13 protein-coding genes are annotated in these 17,429 nt (G+C 60.5%); 8 read left to right on the forward strand and 5 right to left on the reverse strand.

Annotated features, from left to right (window positions below; translation table 11 throughout):
• Positions 1-17: 17 nt before the first annotated feature.
• From BLU11_RS00805 to tldD, 3 genes are read left to right on the forward strand one after another with little or no spacing between them, the layout of a single operon-like run.
• On the forward strand, positions 18-3,884 hold the full coding sequence (locus BLU11_RS00805) for a YhdP family protein (RefSeq protein WP_090271589.1): 3,867 nt from the start codon (positions 18-20) through the stop codon (positions 3,882-3,884).
• Between the two features lies 1 nt (position 3,885).
• The gene (locus tag BLU11_RS00810) at positions 3,886-4,731 is read left to right on the forward strand and encodes a carbon-nitrogen hydrolase family protein (protein WP_090271590.1); all 846 of its coding nucleotides are present in this window, start codon (positions 3,886-3,888) and stop codon (positions 4,729-4,731) included.
• 4 nt (positions 4,732-4,735) lie between these two features.
• Positions 4,736-6,181, forward strand: coding sequence for a metalloprotease TldD (tldD, locus tag BLU11_RS00815; protein ID WP_090271591.1), 1,446 nt, complete (start codon positions 4,736-4,738; stop codon positions 6,179-6,181).
• Between the two features lie 327 nt (positions 6,182-6,508).
• On the opposite strand, the gene BLU11_RS00820 is transcribed toward tldD, so the two are convergent.
• Entirely contained in the window at positions 6,509-6,991 is a 483-nt protein-coding gene (locus BLU11_RS00820) for an asparaginase domain-containing protein (protein WP_090271592.1), read from the reverse strand.
• A gap of 29 nt (positions 6,992-7,020) precedes the next feature.
• Here BLU11_RS00820 and BLU11_RS00825 point away from each other — a divergent pair, with 29 nt between their 5' ends.
• The 5 genes from BLU11_RS00825 (at position 7,021) to BLU11_RS00845 (ending at position 11,507) form a co-directional block, all read left to right on the forward strand.
• Positions 7,021-7,338 carry a GIY-YIG nuclease family protein gene (locus BLU11_RS00825; RefSeq protein WP_090271593.1) on the forward strand — a complete coding sequence of 106 codons (318 nt, stop codon included), beginning with the start codon at positions 7,021-7,023 and terminating at the stop codon, positions 7,336-7,338.
• An 84-nt stretch (positions 7,339-7,422) separates the two neighbouring features.
• Entirely contained in the window at positions 7,423-8,358 is a 936-nt protein-coding gene (locus tag BLU11_RS00830) for a glutathione S-transferase family protein (RefSeq protein WP_090271594.1), read from the forward strand.
• Positions 8,358-9,311: an ABC transporter ATP-binding protein gene (locus tag BLU11_RS00835; protein ID WP_090271595.1), complete on the forward strand. Its 954-nt coding sequence runs from the start codon at positions 8,358-8,360 to the stop codon at positions 9,309-9,311. The genes BLU11_RS00830 and BLU11_RS00835 overlap by 1 nt, the downstream gene beginning before the upstream one ends.
• Positions 9,308-10,069 carry an ABC transporter permease gene (locus tag BLU11_RS00840; RefSeq protein ID WP_090271596.1) on the forward strand — a complete coding sequence of 254 codons (762 nt, stop codon included), beginning with the start codon at positions 9,308-9,310 and terminating at the stop codon, positions 10,067-10,069. The genes BLU11_RS00835 and BLU11_RS00840 overlap by 4 nt, the downstream gene beginning before the upstream one ends.
• An 85-nt stretch (positions 10,070-10,154) precedes the next feature.
• Positions 10,155-11,507 (forward strand): erythromycin esterase family protein, encoded by a 1,353-nt coding sequence (locus tag BLU11_RS00845; protein ID WP_090271597.1) that lies wholly within the window; start codon positions 10,155-10,157, stop codon positions 11,505-11,507.
• A 3-nt stretch (positions 11,508-11,510) separates the two neighbouring features.
• Here the strand turns inward: BLU11_RS00845 and BLU11_RS00850 are convergent, their stop codons facing one another.
• The 4 genes from BLU11_RS00850 to BLU11_RS00865 form a co-directional block, all read right to left on the reverse strand.
• The gene (locus BLU11_RS00850) at positions 11,511-13,394 is read right to left on the reverse strand and encodes a glycoside hydrolase family 15 protein (protein WP_269433241.1); all 1,884 of its coding nucleotides are present in this window, start codon (positions 13,392-13,394) and stop codon (positions 11,511-11,513) included.
• Positions 13,339-14,337, reverse strand: coding sequence for an SDR family oxidoreductase (locus BLU11_RS00855; protein ID WP_090271599.1), 999 nt, complete (start codon positions 14,335-14,337; stop codon positions 13,339-13,341). Before BLU11_RS00855 ends, BLU11_RS00850 begins: the two co-directional genes overlap by 56 nt.
• Positions 14,338-14,467: 130 nt before the next feature.
• The gene (gene yejK, locus BLU11_RS00860) at positions 14,468-15,478 is read right to left on the reverse strand and encodes a nucleoid-associated protein YejK (RefSeq protein WP_090271600.1); all 1,011 of its coding nucleotides are present in this window, start codon (positions 15,476-15,478) and stop codon (positions 14,468-14,470) included.
• Between the two features lie 107 nt (positions 15,479-15,585).
• A complete protein-coding gene (locus BLU11_RS00865; RefSeq protein WP_090271601.1) occupies positions 15,586-17,412 on the reverse strand; it encodes an SLC13 family permease in 1,827 nt (608 codons plus the stop codon).
• Positions 17,413-17,429: the final 17 nt, after the last annotated feature.

Below are 17,429 nucleotides of genomic sequence, written 5' to 3' on the forward strand. Positions count from 1 at the left end.
GGAGCAACTGACATCACATGACCTGGCAGCGCTGGTTGCGGCGTTTTCTCGACGGGCTGATCCTGCTGCTGGTGGGCTGGCTGCTGCTGGCTGCCGCCTATGTTAGTCTCGGGCGTCAATTCGTGCCGGCCGTGACGGATTATCAGGTCGAGCTGGTGCAGTGGGTCGAGCAGCAGACCGGACGCGCCATCCAGTTGCAAAGCCTCGAAGGCGAGATGCAGGGGGCACAACCGGTACTGACGCTGCGCGGATTGCGGGTGCACGAAACAGCGGACCTGGCCAGCCCGGTACTGCTGGATCTGGATCACGTCACGGCGCGGGTCGATGTCTTCGCCAGTCTGTGGCAACGCCAGCCGGTAATGGACGCGCTGCAGCTGGAGGGCTTGTCCCTGGAGGTCATCGAAAACGCTGAGGGTGACTGGCGCCTCATGGGACTGGGGCACAAGAATGCGGCGGGGGATGGGCTGGATCGCGCTCTGCAACAACTCTTCGAGCAACGTCGCATCACTCTGCTGGATACCCGCATTCGCATCAGCCCGTGGGATCAACCCGACTGGGTATTTGCCGATGGTGATCTGACGCTGTTGAACAATGGCGCGCGGCACCGTCTGGATGCCCGGATGCGACTGCCGGATGATCAGCTGGTTCGTCTGCAGCTCAGTGGCCGCATGCCCGGCCGCGACTGGCGGCGCGCGGACATGGATTTCTATGCCGAACTGCCGGCCAGTGACTGGAGCGGCTGGTTGCCCGAAGATCTGCTGCACGACGCGCGCATTGACCGGGTCGTTGCCGGAGGCGAGCTTTGGGGGCGCTGGCGCAATACGCGCATGCAGCAACTCAGCGGCTTGGTGCAGGCCCCGGCCATCGAGCTTGATCTGCAGCGCGCGGCTCCGTCTCTGCAAGATCTGTCGATGCACTTTAAATTGCAATTGGAAGATGATCGACAGCAGCTGAATATCGAGAACTTCAGTCTGCGTCTGGATGATCAGGTCTGGCCCGCGACCCGTCTGCAGCTGCAGCGTCAGTCCGATGGCGGGCAATGGCGGGCGCGCGCTGACCATCTGCCGCTGGATCTGCTGGGCCAGTGGGTAAGCGGCATGTTGCCGGATACCCACAGCGCCGAGATACTCGACACCCTCGCCCCGGAAGGTTCTCTGCAGGATGTGCTGTTGAGCGGCGACGATTGGTCTGAGTTTCTCGACTGGTCGCTACTGGCCCGACTGGACAATGTCGGCATTCAGGCCTGGGAAGGCGTGCCCGCTTTCGCCGGGGTCAGTGGCGTGGTATCGGGAACGCCGGCGGCTGGCGAGCTGCGTGTCGACAGTCATCGCTGGAGCATGCATCTGCCGAAGCTGTTTCCCAAGCGCTGGGAATACGACGCGCTGGTGGGTGCACTCAACTGGAGCTGGTCTGATCAGGATGGGCTGCATCTGGCAGTACCGGGCGCAGCAGTAAAAGGCAGTGAAGGTGCCGCCTCGGCCACGCTGGACTTGCGTGTGCCACGTCCCGACGGCACTCCGACCATGGATTTGCGCGTTGCCCTGCGTGACAGTCGCGCGGAATACCACAGCCGCTATCTGCCCAGCCTATCCTCAGCGATCAGCCCGGCGCTTACCCAGTGGCTGCAGGACTCGCAGCTCAGCGGGCCGGTGCCATTGGCGATATTCGCCTATGAAGGTTCGCTGCTCAAAGGGGCCAGTCCCGAAGAGCGGCAGATCAGCCTGTTCGGCCGACTGGAGCAGGGCAGCCTGATATTCCAGCCGGGCTGGCCGGCGCTGGAAGACGTCAGTGGTTCCTTGTATCTGCATAATGTCGACCTGGATATCAATCAGGCGCAAGGCCGGATATTGCAGACCCGGCTGGATAACATCAGGGTATCGTTGGATCGCAATTCCGCTGACCAGGAGCTTGAGCTGCACATCGCCGGCGCCGGTGCCGGACCGCTGAGCGATGGCCTGCAGCTGATGCAGGACACGCCCTTGGCCAGGCTGACCGGCGACCCGCTGCATGGTTGGAGCGGGACTGGTGAGCTGCAGGGTGACCTGCAACTGGGCATACCGCTGACGGATGGCAAGCAGCCGGACGTGCATCTGCAGCTGCAGGCGCGTGCGCAACAACTGAATATTCCGCAATTGCAGGCGCCCCTGCATGATCTGCTGGGCGATTTCAGTTATCAGCACGGTATTGGCCTGCTCAGCGACAAGGTCACTGTGCGCTTTCTCGACCAGCCGGTAACCGGACGCATCGATCTGCGTAAGCACGGTCAACGGACTGATCAACGCCTGCGACTGCAGGGCAGGCATCAGGTGAAGAACCTGCATGGCTGGCCATTGCTCGATGCCTTGCCTGAGAAGCTGGCGGAGGGCAGCTTCGCCTGGGACGCCGAGCTGCTGTTGGGCGATGATCTGCGCCGGCTGCAGGTGCGCAGCGATTTGAAAGGCGTCCGGCTTGACCTCCCTGATCCGCTGGCCAAGACAGCGGAAACCAGCTTGCCGAGCCGATTGCAATTGGACATGGGCCCATCGTCACGCTGGCAGTGGCAGGTCGGCGATGATCTTCGCGGCCTGCTGCTCGAGCGCAATGGCGCGCTCTCCGGGGATGTTCGCTACCGGCGAGGCGCGCCGCGAATGCCGACGGAAGCGGGGATCACGGTCAGCGCCCGCTTCGAAGCGTTTGACTGGAATCAATGGCAAGGCTGGTTCACTTCCGGCGTGCTGCCGCAGAGCGCTGTCACAGATACGCTTGGCTCGGACGGCCGGACGCCCGCTCAGCTGTTGAATGCAGTGCATGTCCAGGCCAGACATTTCACCGGGTTCGGTCTTGAGCTGGACGAGCTGAATGTTGCCGCCAGCCCCTTGGCAGCCGGCTGGCAGCTGGATGTCAGTCATCCCGATCTGCGCGGGCGTATTCAGTTGCCCGCTGCCAAGGATGGAATCATCGCTGTGGATCTGCAGCGGCTGGGCTTTCCCAAGACCACAGACCTGCCAAGCGAGGCCGATGGTTTCATCGAGCCGCTGGCCAGCGAAGATCCGCTGCGAAATATCAATCCGACCAATCTGCCCGCCATGGACATAGGTATCGATGAGTTGTACTGGGGCAAGGATCTGGTGGGCGCCACCTACTTCAGATTACGCCCTGCCGCCTCTGGGCTGGATATCAATGAGATCGATGTTGCTCTGCGCGGCGGCCTGCAACTCAACGGCGCGATGCACTGGAACCCACAGCACACCCGGTTTGATGGCAGTCTTGCCGCCGAGGACATTGGTCGCGTGCTGAGCGCATGGCGTTACGCGCCGACCCTGACCAGCAAGGCCTTCACCGCCAGTGTCGGCCTGGAATGGCCTGGCTCGCCGGCCTGGTTCGCCTTGAAACGCAGTACGGGTTCACTGGCGGTGCAGGCTCAGGATGGCATGCTGCAGAGCGGCGAAAGCTCCGCCGATGCATTGCGTGTATTCGGTTTGCTGAACTTCAATACCCTGGCCCGACGGCTGCGGCTGGATTTCTCCGACCTGTTCGGCAAGGGCACGGCCTATGATACCTTCAATGGCGAGGTCGCCCTGACCAACGGCCTGATACAAACCATGTCGCCGCTGATGATGGATGGCCCCAGCGCCAAATTGCAGCTGGACGGTACCGTGGATCTGCCGGCGGACCGAATCGATATGGGGCTGCTGGTGACCTTGCCGGTGACCAACAACCTGCCGCTGGCTGCAATCATTGCCGGCGCCCCGCACATCGGTGGTGTCCTGTTTCTGGCCGACAAGATCCTCGGCGATCGCGTCGCGCGCTTTGCCTCGGTGAAGTACCGGATCAGTGGCAAGTGGAGTCAGCCGTCGGTCGATTTTGACCGGGCGTTCGATAACAAGGCCGCCCTGGAGGATTGAAATGTCGCAAGTAGCCGCCATACAGATGATCAGTGGCGCGGACGTGCAGGCCAACCTGCGTACCGCCGCAAGCCTGATAGCCGAGGCCGCTGCCGCCGGCGCGCAGCTGGTATTGCTGCCGGAATGTTTCGCCGCCTTCGGTAACCGTGCCTTGGCTGATATAGCGGCCGCCGAGTACGAGGGCAGCGGTCCAATCCGGCCATTTCTTGCCGAGCAGGCCCGTCAGCATGGTATCTGGCTTGTCGCCGGCAGCATTCCGCTACCCACTGAGCCAGGCGGCAAGGCCATGGCCTGCTGCCTGGTGCTGGATGACCAAGGTCGGGAAGTGACACGCTACGACAAGCTGCATCTGTTCGATGTCGAGGTGAGCGACAGTCAGCGCAGCTATCGCGAGTCAAAGGACTATGGCTACGGAGACCGCTTTGTCTGTATCGATACTCCTGTAGGACGGCTCGGCCTGAGCATCTGTTACGATGTGCGCTTTGCCGAACTCTACGCAGCGCTGCGGCGTGCAGGGGCTGAACTGATAGTGGTGCCTTCGGCCTTTACTGCGGTAACCGGCGCCGCCCATTGGGACGTACTGCTGCGCGCCCGGGCAATCGAGACCCAGTGCTATATCCTTGCCGCCGATCAGGGCGGCAAGCATGCCAACGGTCGCGAGACCTTCGGCCACAGTTGTCTGATCGATCCGTGGGGCGAGATCACCGCCTGTTTGCCGCAAGGCGAGGGTGTAGTGGCCGGCGAGATCGATCTGCAGCATCTAAACACCATACGCGGACGCATGCCGGTAGCCGGGCATCGCCGCTTTGTGCCGCTGGACGATATCGTCCGGGCCTCCACGGAGTGAATTTATGAGTAATCTGCTGACCCAGGTTGAGAGCCGTCTGCTGCTGCCGTCCGAACTGAGCCCCGACAGCCTTGCCAGTGTACTGGGGCAATTGGTATCCGCGCCCGGTGTGGACGCAGCGGACCTGTATTTTCAGCACCAGGTCAGCGAATCCTGGGTATTGGAAGACGGTATCGTCAAGGACGGCAGCTTCAACGTCGACCAGGGTGTCGGCGTGCGCGCTCAATCCGGCGAGAAAACCGGCTTTGCCTACAGTAACGATCTGCGTCTGGCTGCACTGACCCAGGCCGCTGGCGCGGCGCGGTCTATCGCTCGCAGCGGTCAGAGCGGTGCCGTCCAGGCCTGGCAGCGCAGTGATAACCGCGCTCTCTACGCCGTGGAAAACCCACTGGATGTCATGCCGCAGGCTGACAAGGTGACCTTGTTGCAACGTCTGGATGCCTATACCCGCAGTCTGGACCCGCGCATCACCCAGGTTTCCGTCAGCCTGGGCGGCGTGCACGATACGGTATTGGTGGCGGCCAGCGATGGTACCTGGGCAGGCGATATCCGTCCGCTGGTGCGTCTGAATATCAGTGTCATCATTGAACATAACGGCCGCCGTGAAAGGGGCAGTTTCGGTGGCGGTGGACGCACCGACTACCGCTTCTTCGAGGCCGAAGAGCGCGGTATGGCGTATGCCCGCGAAGCGGTGCGTCAGGCTACGGTGAACCTGGATGCCATCGCGGCTCCCGCTGGCAGCATGCCGGTGGTCATGGGCCCGGGTTGGTCGGGTGTGCTGTTGCACGAGGCGGTGGGCCACGGTCTGGAAGGTGACTTCAACCGCAAGGGCAGTTCGGCTTACAGTGGCCGGGTTGGCGAGAAGGTCGCTTCCAGTCTGTGTACTATCGTGGATGACGGCACCTTGCCGGGGCGTCGAGGTTCCTTGAATGTCGATGACGAGGGTAACCGCACCAATTGCACCACGCTGATCGAGAACGGCATTCTCAAGGGCTATATTCAGGACAAGCTGAATGCCCGTTTGATGGGGGTTGCGCCTACCGGTAACGGGCGCCGCGAGTCCTACGCCCACCTGCCCATGCCGCGCATGACCAATACCTATATGCTGGCCGGTGAGAGCGACCCGGAAGAGATCATCCGGTCGGTGAAGAAGGGTATCTATTGCGCCAGTCTCGGTGGTGGTCAGGTGGATATCACCAGTGGCAAGTTCGTGTTTTCGACCAGCGAAGCCTATCTCATTGAAGACGGCAAGATCACGGCCCCGGTGAAAGGCGCAACGTTGATAGGAAACGGCCCGGAGGTGATGAACCTCGTCTCCATGGTCGGCCACGATCTCGAGCTGGACAGCGGTGTAGGTACCTGCGGCAAGGACGGTCAGTCAGTCCCGGTAGGTGTGGGTCAGCCGACGCTGAAAATCGATCAGATCACGGTCGGTGGCACAGGCGCTTAACGGCCCCTTCCAGTCACATACAAGGTCAACGATGGTGCAAGCCAGCCGGCCCAGCCCGACCGTTTGATGACAGGGATGTCATCAACGAGCCTACAGGGATGTATTTACGGCGTGTCGGGATGGGCCGGCTGGCTTGCGCCATATACGCAGGACATGCAGCGGCGATCCGTGCAGGGCCGCACAGTCCGACAGGGCTTCGCCGACACGCCGTAAATACATCCCTGTAGGCTCGCGGTCGCCATCCTTGGCGACCGACGGTCGGCTCAGCCGTGTCGGACTGCGCCGCCTGAGAGTTCGATATTTTCGGATAGTATTTGAAGGCGAAGATCAAACCCCTTCAAATCGCCCAGCCAACCGATTCTTGGTTACCTGATCCGCCGGAAACACCTTGCCGCTCATCGCAATATAAATTCCCGGCTGGCACAGGTTCAGAGCGCCGACTGCCAACCCCAGATTGAACAGGGCATCCGAATCACGGAAGCGGGCTGGCTGCATCGCCCCGGTCAGCACGATCACCTTGTCCTGAATGTCGGCCAGAGCCGCGGCGGTGACTGTCATGGTGTCGGTGCCATGGGTGATGAGGATATGGTGGGCGGGGCAGGCAGCGACCCTGGCGTGGATCAGCTCACGGTCGGCGTCATTCAGTTCCAGACTGTCCTTTTTTATCAGTGACTCGATGGCATAATTGAAACCTACTCGAGCCTGGTCCAGCAATTCGCCGGCCATGGACTCGCCGATCTGATACTCGCTCAATGCATCGAAATACAGTTTGTCGATGGTACCGCCGGTGCTGAAGATCTGTACGAACATGACTTTCTCCCAGGATGATTGCCGCAAGTATGCCGTCTGACACCGCCGAACACAGCCCCGTTACCGCCAAGCCGGAAAAAACCTGGTGGGTGTACATGGTACGAGCCGAGAACGGTCATCTGTATACCGGTATCAGCCTCGACCCTGAGCGCCGGTTGCAGGAACATATCAGCGGTAAGCGCGGGGCGCGGTTCTTCAATCGTAGCCCGGCCAACGCCTTGGTGTGGCGCGAACGCTGCGCGGACAAGTCGGCCGCTCTGCGCCGCGAGCTGGCGGTGAAGGCGCTGCGCAAGGCGGCCAAGGAACGGTTGATTCTCCTGCAGCCGGCGCCAGCGCATGACGAGTGAGTTGCATTGGTGAAGAGTCGATTGACGAGGCAGGAGTGGCTGGCACAGGCTAAGCTGACTCTCAATTGTTGATCGGAGATTGTCATGAGCGAACTGATTCTGCACCACTATCCCCAATCGCCTTTTGCCGAGAAAACCCGGCTGATGTTCGGGCTCAAAGGGCTTTCCTGGCATTCGGTGTTGATTCCGCCGGTCATGCCCAAACCCGATCTGACGGCGCTCACAGGTGGTTATCGGCGCACGCCGGTATTGCAGGTTGGTGCGGATATCTATTGTGACACTGCGCTGATTGCCCGCCGTCTGGAGCGTGAGAAAGCCGTGCCGGCATTGTTCCCCGAAGGTCGCGAGGCGGTAGCCGCGGCGCTGGCGCAATATGGTGATCAGGTGTTGTTCCACAGTTCCATCGCGATCAATTTCCAGCCCGAGGCGGTGGCCGCGCGGTTTGCTGATCTGCCCGAGGAGACGATGAAGAGCTTTGTGCGGGACCGGCGGGCGCTATTTGAAAACGGCAACGTCAAGCGACCGTCGACAGATGAGGCGCTGGCGCAATGGCCGGTATTGATGAGCCGTCTGGAAACGCAGCTGGAGCGTGATGGTGAATTTCTGCTCGGCGAAGAGCCGAGTATTGCCGATCTGGCCTGGTATCACCCGTTATGGTTCATGGCATCCAATGCGGTGGTGGCAGTAATGCTGGAAGACTACCCCATGATCCGCGCCTGGATGGCCCGCATCGCCGACATGGGGCAGGGCGCTTCGGTGAAGATGGAGGCGGCAGAAGCTATCCGTATCGCCCATGACGCAACGCCGGAAACGCTGCCAGAGCATGGCTTCGTCAGCAGTCAGGGATTGACATTGGATCAGTCAGTGACCGTCAGTGCGGTGGATTACGGCTGTGACCCTGTTGCCGGTACCTTGGTGCATGAGGAGTTGGAGGAAATCGTCATCGCCCGTGAAGATGAGCGCGTCGGATTGGTACATGTGCATTTCCCGCGCGTCGGCTTTCGGGTCGATGCTGCCTGATGTCCACCAGCGAAACCATCATTGCCGTCAGCGGGCTGAGCAAGACATATGAGTCGGGATTTCAGGCATTGAAGACAGTTGATCTGGAGATTCGGCGGGGCGAGATTCTCGCTCTGCTGGGCCCCAACGGTGCGGGTAAGACCACGCTGATCAGTATCATCTGCGGCATCGTCAATCCCAGTGGCGGCAAGGTCACGGTGGATGGCTACGATATCGTCGGTGATTATCGGCAGGCGCGCAGCCTGATCGGGCTGGTGCCCCAGGAGCTGACCAATAATTTGTTTGATACCGTCTGGGCGACCGTTAACCTCAGCCGCGGGCTGTTCGGCAAGGCGCCGAATCGGGCCTACCTGGAACAGGTGCTGCGCGATCTGTCGCTGTGGGATAAACGCAACGAGAAGATGATGGCCCTGTCCGGCGGCATGAAGCGCCGGGTGTTGATTGCCAAGGCGCTGGCCCATGAACCGCAGATCCTGTTTCTGGACGAGCCCACCGCCGGGGTCGATGTGGAGTTGCGTCGGGATATGTGGGAAATGGTGCGCACCCTGCGCGACAAGGGTGTCACCATCATCCTGACCACTCACTACATTGAAGAGGCCGAGGAGATGGCCGATCGCATCGGTATCATCAACCGCGGCGAGCTGATGCTGGTGAAAGAAAAGGTGGTGTTGATGCGCCAGCTCGGCAAGCGGCAGTTGATCATCCAGTTGCAGCAGCCGCTGACAGCGCTGCCGGAAGCGGTACAGGGCCGGGCGGTGGAGTTGGCCGACGACGGCTGCATGCTGACGTACACCTTCGATGCGCAGGGTGAACAGACCGGCGTCGGCGACATACTGCGTGCGCTGGCACGTGAGGGTGTCGAGTTCAAGGATGTGAATTCCAGCCAGAGCTCATTGGAAGAGATTTTTGTCGGTCTGGTACATGACAGCAATCGCGACAGGGCGCAAGCATGAATCTGCATGGCATGTGGGCGATCTATTACTCGGAACTGTCACGCATGTGGCGCACCTTGTTCCAGAGCATCGCCTCGCCGGTGATTTCCACTTCGCTGTATTTCATCGTATTCGGCGCGGCGATCGGTGCGCGGATGGAAGAGATCGACGGGGTGAGCTACGGCGCCTTCATCATTCCCGGGCTGATCATGCTGATGTTGCTCAACGAGAGCATTTCCAATGCTTCCTTCGGTATCTACATGCCCAAGTTCACCGGGACCTTGTACGAGGTGCTGTCCGCGCCCGTTTCCCCGCTGGAAATTGTGGTCGGCTACGTGGGCGCTGCGGCCACCAAATCGGTGTTGCTGGGGCTGCTGATCCTGCTTACGGCGCGGTTGTTCGTGGAATACGAGATCGCCCATCCGCTATGGATGCTGTCCTTCCTGATCCTCACGGCTGTCACCTTCAGCCTGTTCGGCTTCATCATCGGCGTGTGGGCCGATGGCTTCGAGAAGTTGCAGATCATACCGATGATGATTGTCATGCCTCTGGCCTTTCTGGGTGGCAGCTTCTACTCGATCAGCATGCTGCCGCCGGTATGGCAGACCGTCACCCTGTTCAATCCCGTGGTCTACCTGATCAGTGGCTTTCGCTGGAGCTTTTACGGTGTGGCTGATGTACATATCGCCACCAGTCTGGCCATGACTTTCGTCTTTCTGGCGGTGTGCCTGGCGCTGGTGTGGTGGATTTTCCGTACCGGTTACAAACTCAAGCCCTGAGCCAGCCCTGGGAAAAGGGTTGAACAGTCTCTGCCCCTGTCGGTCCTTCTAATAAGGGCAACGAGACGCGATGGGGACTTGATTCATGACCGAAGCTGACAGCATTCTGATTCGCACCATAGAGAAAGAGGCAACGCCGCTCACCGGCCAAACGGGTGATTTCGACGCGATTATCGAGGCGGCGCGGGGCAAGTCAGTGGTGATGCTGGGCGAAGCCAGCCACGGCACTCATGAGTTCTACCAGGCGCGGGCGCAGATCACGCGTCGGCTGGTGGAGGAATTGGGGTTCGCCAGCGTGGCAGTGGAAGCAGATTGGCCCGACGCCTATGCGCTCAATCGCTATGTCTGGAACCTGGATCCGGGCAAGCAGGCCGAAGAGGTATTTCACGCTTTCGAGCGTTTTCCGACCTGGATGTGGGCCAACACCGAGGTGTTGGCGTTTATTCGTTGGCTGGCCGAATTCAACGCCGCGCCTCCGCGAGCCGAAGCTGGCTTGCGCCCGGTCGGCTTCTACGGCTTGGATCTGTACAGCATGAGCAGTTCTGCCCATGCGGTAATTGCCTACCTGGATAAACATGATCCGCCCGCGGCAGTACGGGCTCGCGAACGTTACGCTTGTCTGGACCAATATCTCGACGAGCCGCATCTCTACGGTCAGTCCGTGGAATTCGGGCTCAGTGCCTCATGCGAGAGTGCGATTACCGAACAACTGCAGGAAATGCAGACGCGCGCCTTTCGGCGGCTCGAAGGGCTGGGTCTGGTATCTGATGAACAGCGCTTTTGCGCTGAACAGAATGCCCGACTGGTGCGTAATGCCGAGGAATACTACCGGGCGATGTTCCGTGGCCGTCCGAACTCCTGGAACATCCGCGACGGCCATATGTTCGAAACGCTGGAGGCGTTGCGCAGCCATTTGAGTCATCAGCTCGGCGAGCCGGCGGGCGTCGTCGTATGGGCGCACAATTCTCACGTGGGCAACGCTGCTGCCACCGAGATGGGTGCCAGAGGCGAACTCAATATGGGTCAACTGGCCCGGGAAAGATATGGCGACGACGCGTTGCTGGTCGGCTTTTCCACTGCCACCGGCGATGTCACTGCTGCATCGGACTGGGACGTTCCGGGCGAGCGCAAACAGATTCGCCAGCCGCTGGCGGGCAGTTACGAGGCGCTGTTTCACACTGTGGCGCATGAGCGCTTCCTGCTCGATCTGCGTGGCCCCGGCAGTCTGGCCACACAGCTGGCCGAAGCCCGACTGCAGCGGGCAATCGGCGTTATCTACCGGCCGGAGACCGAACGTCACAGCCATTATTACTACAGCCGGCTGGCTGAGCAGTTCGACTTCATGCTGCATTATGACCACACCCGGGCGTTGCAGCCCTTGGCAATGCCCGAGGTTCAGAGTGCGGATATCGCCGAGACCTGGCCCAGCGGGCTGTAGAGTCTATGGCATGGGTTTGTAGGAGTGGCGCTCGGGTGCACCGCCATGGTGCACCTGCTCGCAGGCTTGCAGCAGGTAGGCGCTTTTGACCAGCGCCAGATGCGATAAAGCCTGAGGGAAGTTACCTATCAGCCCGTATTGGGGATCGTATTCCTCTGACAGCAATCCTACATCATTGCGCAGGGCCAGCAGGCGGGCGAACATGACCTCCGCCTCTTCCTCTCGTTTGCTCATCACCAGGTTGTCGGCATACCAGAAGGAGCAGGCGAGAAAGGCGCCTTCGTCTCCGCTGAAACTGTCTTGCGGAAGAAAGCGCTGTATCAGGCCGTCGCGCAGTAAATCCTGTTCAATCCAGGTGATGGTGGCCTGCACGCGAGGGTCCTCAACAGGCAGAAACCCAAGCAGGGGAATCATCAGCAGACTGGCATCCGGCTTGGCCTGTTCATAGCTCTGTTTAAAGGCGCCGCGTCGCTCATCTATGCCCTTACGGCAGATGTCTGCATGGATGCGGTCGCGCACGGCGCGCCATTGATCCAGCGGCGCGTGCAGCTGCCATTTCTCTGCATCACGAATACTGCGGTCGAGCGCCACCCAGGCATATACCTTGGAATGGACATAGTTGCGGCGCTGGTCGCGTAACTCCCATATACCTTCATCCGGCTGCTGCCAGCACTTGATGACTTCGTCCACCAATCGGCATTGATCATGCCAGTCCTGCTGGCTCAGTTGCATGCCGTTGCGCCGGGCTGCGTGGAGCAGATCAACCAGCTGGCCGTAGACGTCCAACTGATGTTGATCATGGGCGGCGTTGCCGACGCGCACCGGTCTGGAGTTCAGGTAACCGGGCAGCCAGTCCAGTTTCTCTTCGCCATGCTCTGCCTGCCCATCCAGGCTGTACAGCACGTGCATATCTCCTGCGGTGCGCTCAATCACGCGCTGTAACCAGTGGACCCAGGCGTGTACTTCGCTCATATAGTTCGAGTCGATCAATATATCCAGCGCCCACACCGCATCGCGGATCCAGCAGAACCGGTAATCCCAGTTGGCAGCGCGCCCCGGCGCCTCCGGAAGTGAGGTGGTCGGCGCTGCGACCATGCTGCCGCTGGGTTCGTAGGTGAGCGCCTTGAGGGTGATCAGGGAACGTATCACCGCGTCCCGCCAGCGCCCCTGATAAGAGCATTGGCGGACCCAGTCTTGCCACCATTGCACGCAATCCGCGAGGAGCTGGGGTGGCTCCCGATCAGGGCTGGGTATCTGCTCTGGCGTCAGGTGGCTCAAGGTGAAATACCGCACCTCACCCGCGTTCAAGGCGAAACTGGCGAGCACATTCCCTCCCTCTATCCGCAGTGGCACCTCACTGTGCAGAACCAGTCGCTGACCGTCGGAATCCCGCAGGCTGATACCGTCAACAAGCTCTTCGATACGCGGCTGACGCGCGCCATAACCAAAGCGAGGTGACAGCTGCATATTCATCTGCAGCCGACCTTCCAGTACCTCGACCCGGCGGACGATCACGGCGTCATTCTGCAGGGGCATGAAGTCGCAGATCTGAACACGGCCGGTATCACCGCAATGAAACTCGGTGCACAGCACCAGGGTGTCTTGCTGGTAATGGCGTTCGATTTTCAGGGATGTCTGTTCTGGAGCCAGTTGCCAGAAACCATGTTCTTCGGTACCGAGCAGCCGGGTGAAGCAGGCGGGAGAATCAAAACGGGGAGGGCAGAACCAGTCGATGCTGCCATTGCGGCCAACCAGCGCTGCGCAGCGCAGATTGCCAATCAATGCATAATCCTTGATGGGCTGAGACATAGGCGGCTCCTTCCAGGTCGTTTCAGGGTTTTTTTCGGAACAGCACCAGGGCCAGCGGCAGCAATGACAGCAGCGCAGCTGTTGTCACTGCGCCACGATGCATGGTCATCCAGAGTTGTCGGCTGTGGTCCCGCGCGTCGCTGTCGAAGCGGCCATGACTGCCCATGTCACGGTCAACCGGTTCGAACAGGTTGTCGGGTCGGCCGGGTGACAGAGGCTCGTCATCCTTCTGGCCCTGGTAACCGTCTTTCTTCAGCTTGTAATCAGCAAGGACGGGGAAGAACTTGTTGCCCCAGATCGCCTTCACCGCAGGAAAGCCCACGCACACCTCACGCCGCCGCTGCCCTGACGCCCAGACGATGCCGCGGGCGGCTACTTCCGGTTGAAATATGGGCGGCATCGGTTGGGGCTTCTTGTCCAGCCGGACACGGGCCCAGTCGAACTGCGGGGTATTGAAGGCCGCCAGATGTACGGTTGTGACATGAATGGCGCTCTGCTCGTGCTGCAATTCCACTCGCAGGGAGTCGGTAAAGCCGCGGCAGGCAAACTTGGCGGCGCAATAGGCCGATTGCAGCGGAATGGCGCGGTAGGCGAGGGCGGAGCCGACCTGCACGATAACGCCACGGTTGCGCGGTCGCATGTGCCGGAGTGCGGCGCAGGTGCCGTGAACGGTACCCAGATAGGTCACCTCGGTGACCCGCCGGTATTCATCGGCCGTCATCTTGCTGACCGGCGACAGCACCGTGACCATCGCATTGTTGACCCAGACATCTATTGGACCCAACTCGGCTTCGATCTGCGCGGCGGCATAGTCCACCTGCTGCGCATCAGCAACATCTACTGTGTGCACCCAGGCGGTGCCGCCGACCGCTTCGACTTCTGCCCTGGCACCGGCAAGGCCTTTCTCGCCCCGGGCCAGCAGGGCGACAGTCGCCCCGCTACGGGCGAACTCGACCGCGGTGGCTCGGCCGACGCCGGCTGAGGCGCCGCAGATCACGACAATCTTGTTTGAGGGGGTCATCAGCTCAGCTCCGGAATGCATCTTGTAGAACAGATGACCTCCCGCATCGCTGTGCCGTTCAGGTTAAACGCCGGACGAAATCGCGCAAAATGTGTCCGGCATTCACCTGGAAGAGCAGGCAGTAAAGCGTCTAGCTCTTTCTCTTGTTACGCAATTGCTGGATCAAGCCTTTCGGCGGATGCTTGATCACCAGCGAATCATCGCTTTCGTCATATTCCACGCGGTCACCGAGCAGGTGTGCCTCAAAGCTGATCGACAGACCGTCTGCCTTGCCATAGAACTTCAGAAAGTTGTTCAGGGTGCGCTTGTCCGGCGGGATTTCCGGGTTCAGGCCGTAATCCTTGTTGCGGATATAGTCATAGAAGGCCCGCGGCTGCTCTTCATCCATCAGCCCCGAGAGTTCCTCCAGCGCCACTTGCTCGCCCTGGCGGGCCTGGCCGCTGACGTAACCGCTCATGGCCTTGGTCTTGCCCTTGAGTTCCTCGGATGGCATATCCGCCTCGCCGACGTAATCCTGAAACGCCTGGAGCAGAGTAGAGGTTTCCTGCTCGGGGTTGGCGCCCTCGATGCAGCCGATGAAATCACGGAAATAGTCCGACACGCGCTTGCCGCTGCGCCCGCGGATAAAGGAAATGTACTGCTTGGAACTGGCGTTCTGTTTCCACTCGGTCAGGTTGATGCGCGCTGCCATGTTCAGGCTGGACAGGTCCAGATGCCGCGCCGCTGCCACGTTGAGATCATCAGTCACCGTCACGCCTTCGGTGTGGTGCAGCAGTGCAATGACCAGGAACGCGGTCATGCCCTGGCGGTAGCGGATAAACAGCACGTGCCCGCCCAGCGCAAGGTTTGAGCCTTCCATCAGGGTTTTCAGGTGCTCGGCGGACTTCTTGGAAAATCCGACAAAATCCTGCTCCTCATCCAGCAGCTGCTGCAGCCAGCCACTGAACGGATAGGCGCCGCTCTCTTCGTGGAAGTAGCCCCAGGCCTTGTTCGGCTTGCTGTTATAGGCTTCGATCAGACCGGCCAGCAGCTGTTCCAGCGCCTCGGAGCTGGCCAGCTCGGCATCACGCAAGGTCAGGCTGGCGGGTTGGCCGTCGGGCTTTTTGTGGATCTGATGAACAATACTGTTGTCGATGGGCATGCTGGTATCCGGAACGCTGAAACGGGTGACAGAAACGATGAATCAATGTGTTGAGCTGCAGCAAGTTACTCCAGTTGCCGGTTTGCAGCAAACCGGCAACAGAACGGTTACAACGGGAAAACCATCGGCACCAATATCACACTGATCAACAGGACCAGAATGGTGAAGGGAACGCCGATCTTCAGAAAGTCGCTGAAACGGTAACCGCCGGGGTCGAGCACCAGGGTGTTGACCGGTGAGGATACCGGCGTCATGAAGGCGGCCGACGCGGCCAGCGCCACTATCATCACGAAGGGGTAGGGCGACATGCCCAGTGCCTGCGCGGTAGCCAGCGCCACCGGCGCCATCAATACGGCCGTTGCGGTGTTGGAAATGAACAGCCCGATCACTGCCGTGGCAATGAACAAGGTCGCCAGCAGCGCGCGCGGCCCGGCATCGCCGAACAGACTCATCAGCCCACCCACGGCCAGATCGATACCTCCGGTCTTCTGCAGCGCCAGGGCGAACGGCAGCATGCCGATGATCAGAAGCAGGCTCGGCCAGTGGATCGCCTTGTAGGCCGAATCCATGGTGATGCATTTGAACGCGCCCATCAGCAGACAACCGATCAGCGCGGCCATCAGATTCGATACCACCCCCGATACCATCAACGCCACCATCACCCCCAGACTGAGCAGGGCGTAGGGCGCCTTGCGCGCCGCGGGTACCACTTCCTTGATCTCGGTCGGCAGACTGAGCAGCACAAAGTCCCGGGTCAATATATGCAGCCGATCGATATCCTTCCAACTTCCGGCCACCAGCAAAGTGTCGCCGGCCTTGAGTTTCTCATCCACCAGCAACCCCGCCAACGCCTCGCCGTTGCGCCGCAGCCCCACCACGTTCAGCCGGTGACGACTGCGAAACGCCAGTTCCTGGATGGTCTTGCCGGGCAGGCGCGACTCCGGCGGCAGCGCCACCTCGGCCAATCCCAACTGATGGGAATGCGTGCTGTAATAGGAGGTTTCCAGCTCCAGCGGCGTTACGCCGATCTCCTGATAGGCGCCCAATAGCGCGATGGCCGGGCTGGCCAAGTCCACCAGCAGGATATCGCCTGGCTGCGGCACGGTATTGCCGGTGGCCACCTGTAACAGATTACGGAAACGCCGCTGGCGCTCGATCGCAATCACATTGATGCCGTATTCGCTGCGCAGTTCCAGTTCATTCAAAGGGCGGCCTATCAGTGGCGAGTCAGCATTCAATCTGAGCCGCCGTTCGCGCTCCGGCAGTCGATATAGCTCCGCCAGATCATGCATGGTCTGGCGTTCCGGCTCATCTTTACCCGTCCCCGAACTGCCCAGCCAGCGGCGCACAAACAGCATGTAACCGATACCAAAGAACAGCACCACCAGGCCGATAGGTGTGAAACTGAAAAACGAAAAACTCTCGAAGCCGTTTCGCACCAGCTCACTGCTGACCACCAGATTGGGCGGTGTAGCAACCAGTGTCAGCATGCCGCTGATCAGGCCAGCGAAGCTCAATGGCATCATCAAGCGCGACGCCGGAATACCCATGCGCACACTGACACTCATCACCACCGGAATGAATATCGCCACTATCCCGGTGGAGCTCATCACCGAACCCATCGCCGCCACCGTCAGCATCAACAGCGTAATCAGCCGAGCCTCACTGCTGTCCGCCTGTTGGGCAAGCCAGTCGCCCAGTTTGTAGGCAATTCCGGTACGCACCAACCCATCGCCGATCACGAACAGTGCCGCAATCAACAGCACGCTGGGATTACTGAAACCGGCAACCGCTTCCTGGATACTGAGCACACCGGTCAACGGCAGCGCCACAATCACCATGAGCGCGATCACATCCATGCGCGGTCTGTTGCGGATGAACAGCACCATGCTGCCGAGGAGCAGGGCGAGGACGATGGTCAGCTCGGTGTTCATGGGGGCCTTTCCGGGAA

The sequence above is a fragment of the Halopseudomonas litoralis genome (assembly GCF_900105005.1).
GTDB classification, from domain to species: domain Bacteria; phylum Pseudomonadota; class Gammaproteobacteria; order Pseudomonadales; family Pseudomonadaceae; genus Halopseudomonas; species Halopseudomonas litoralis.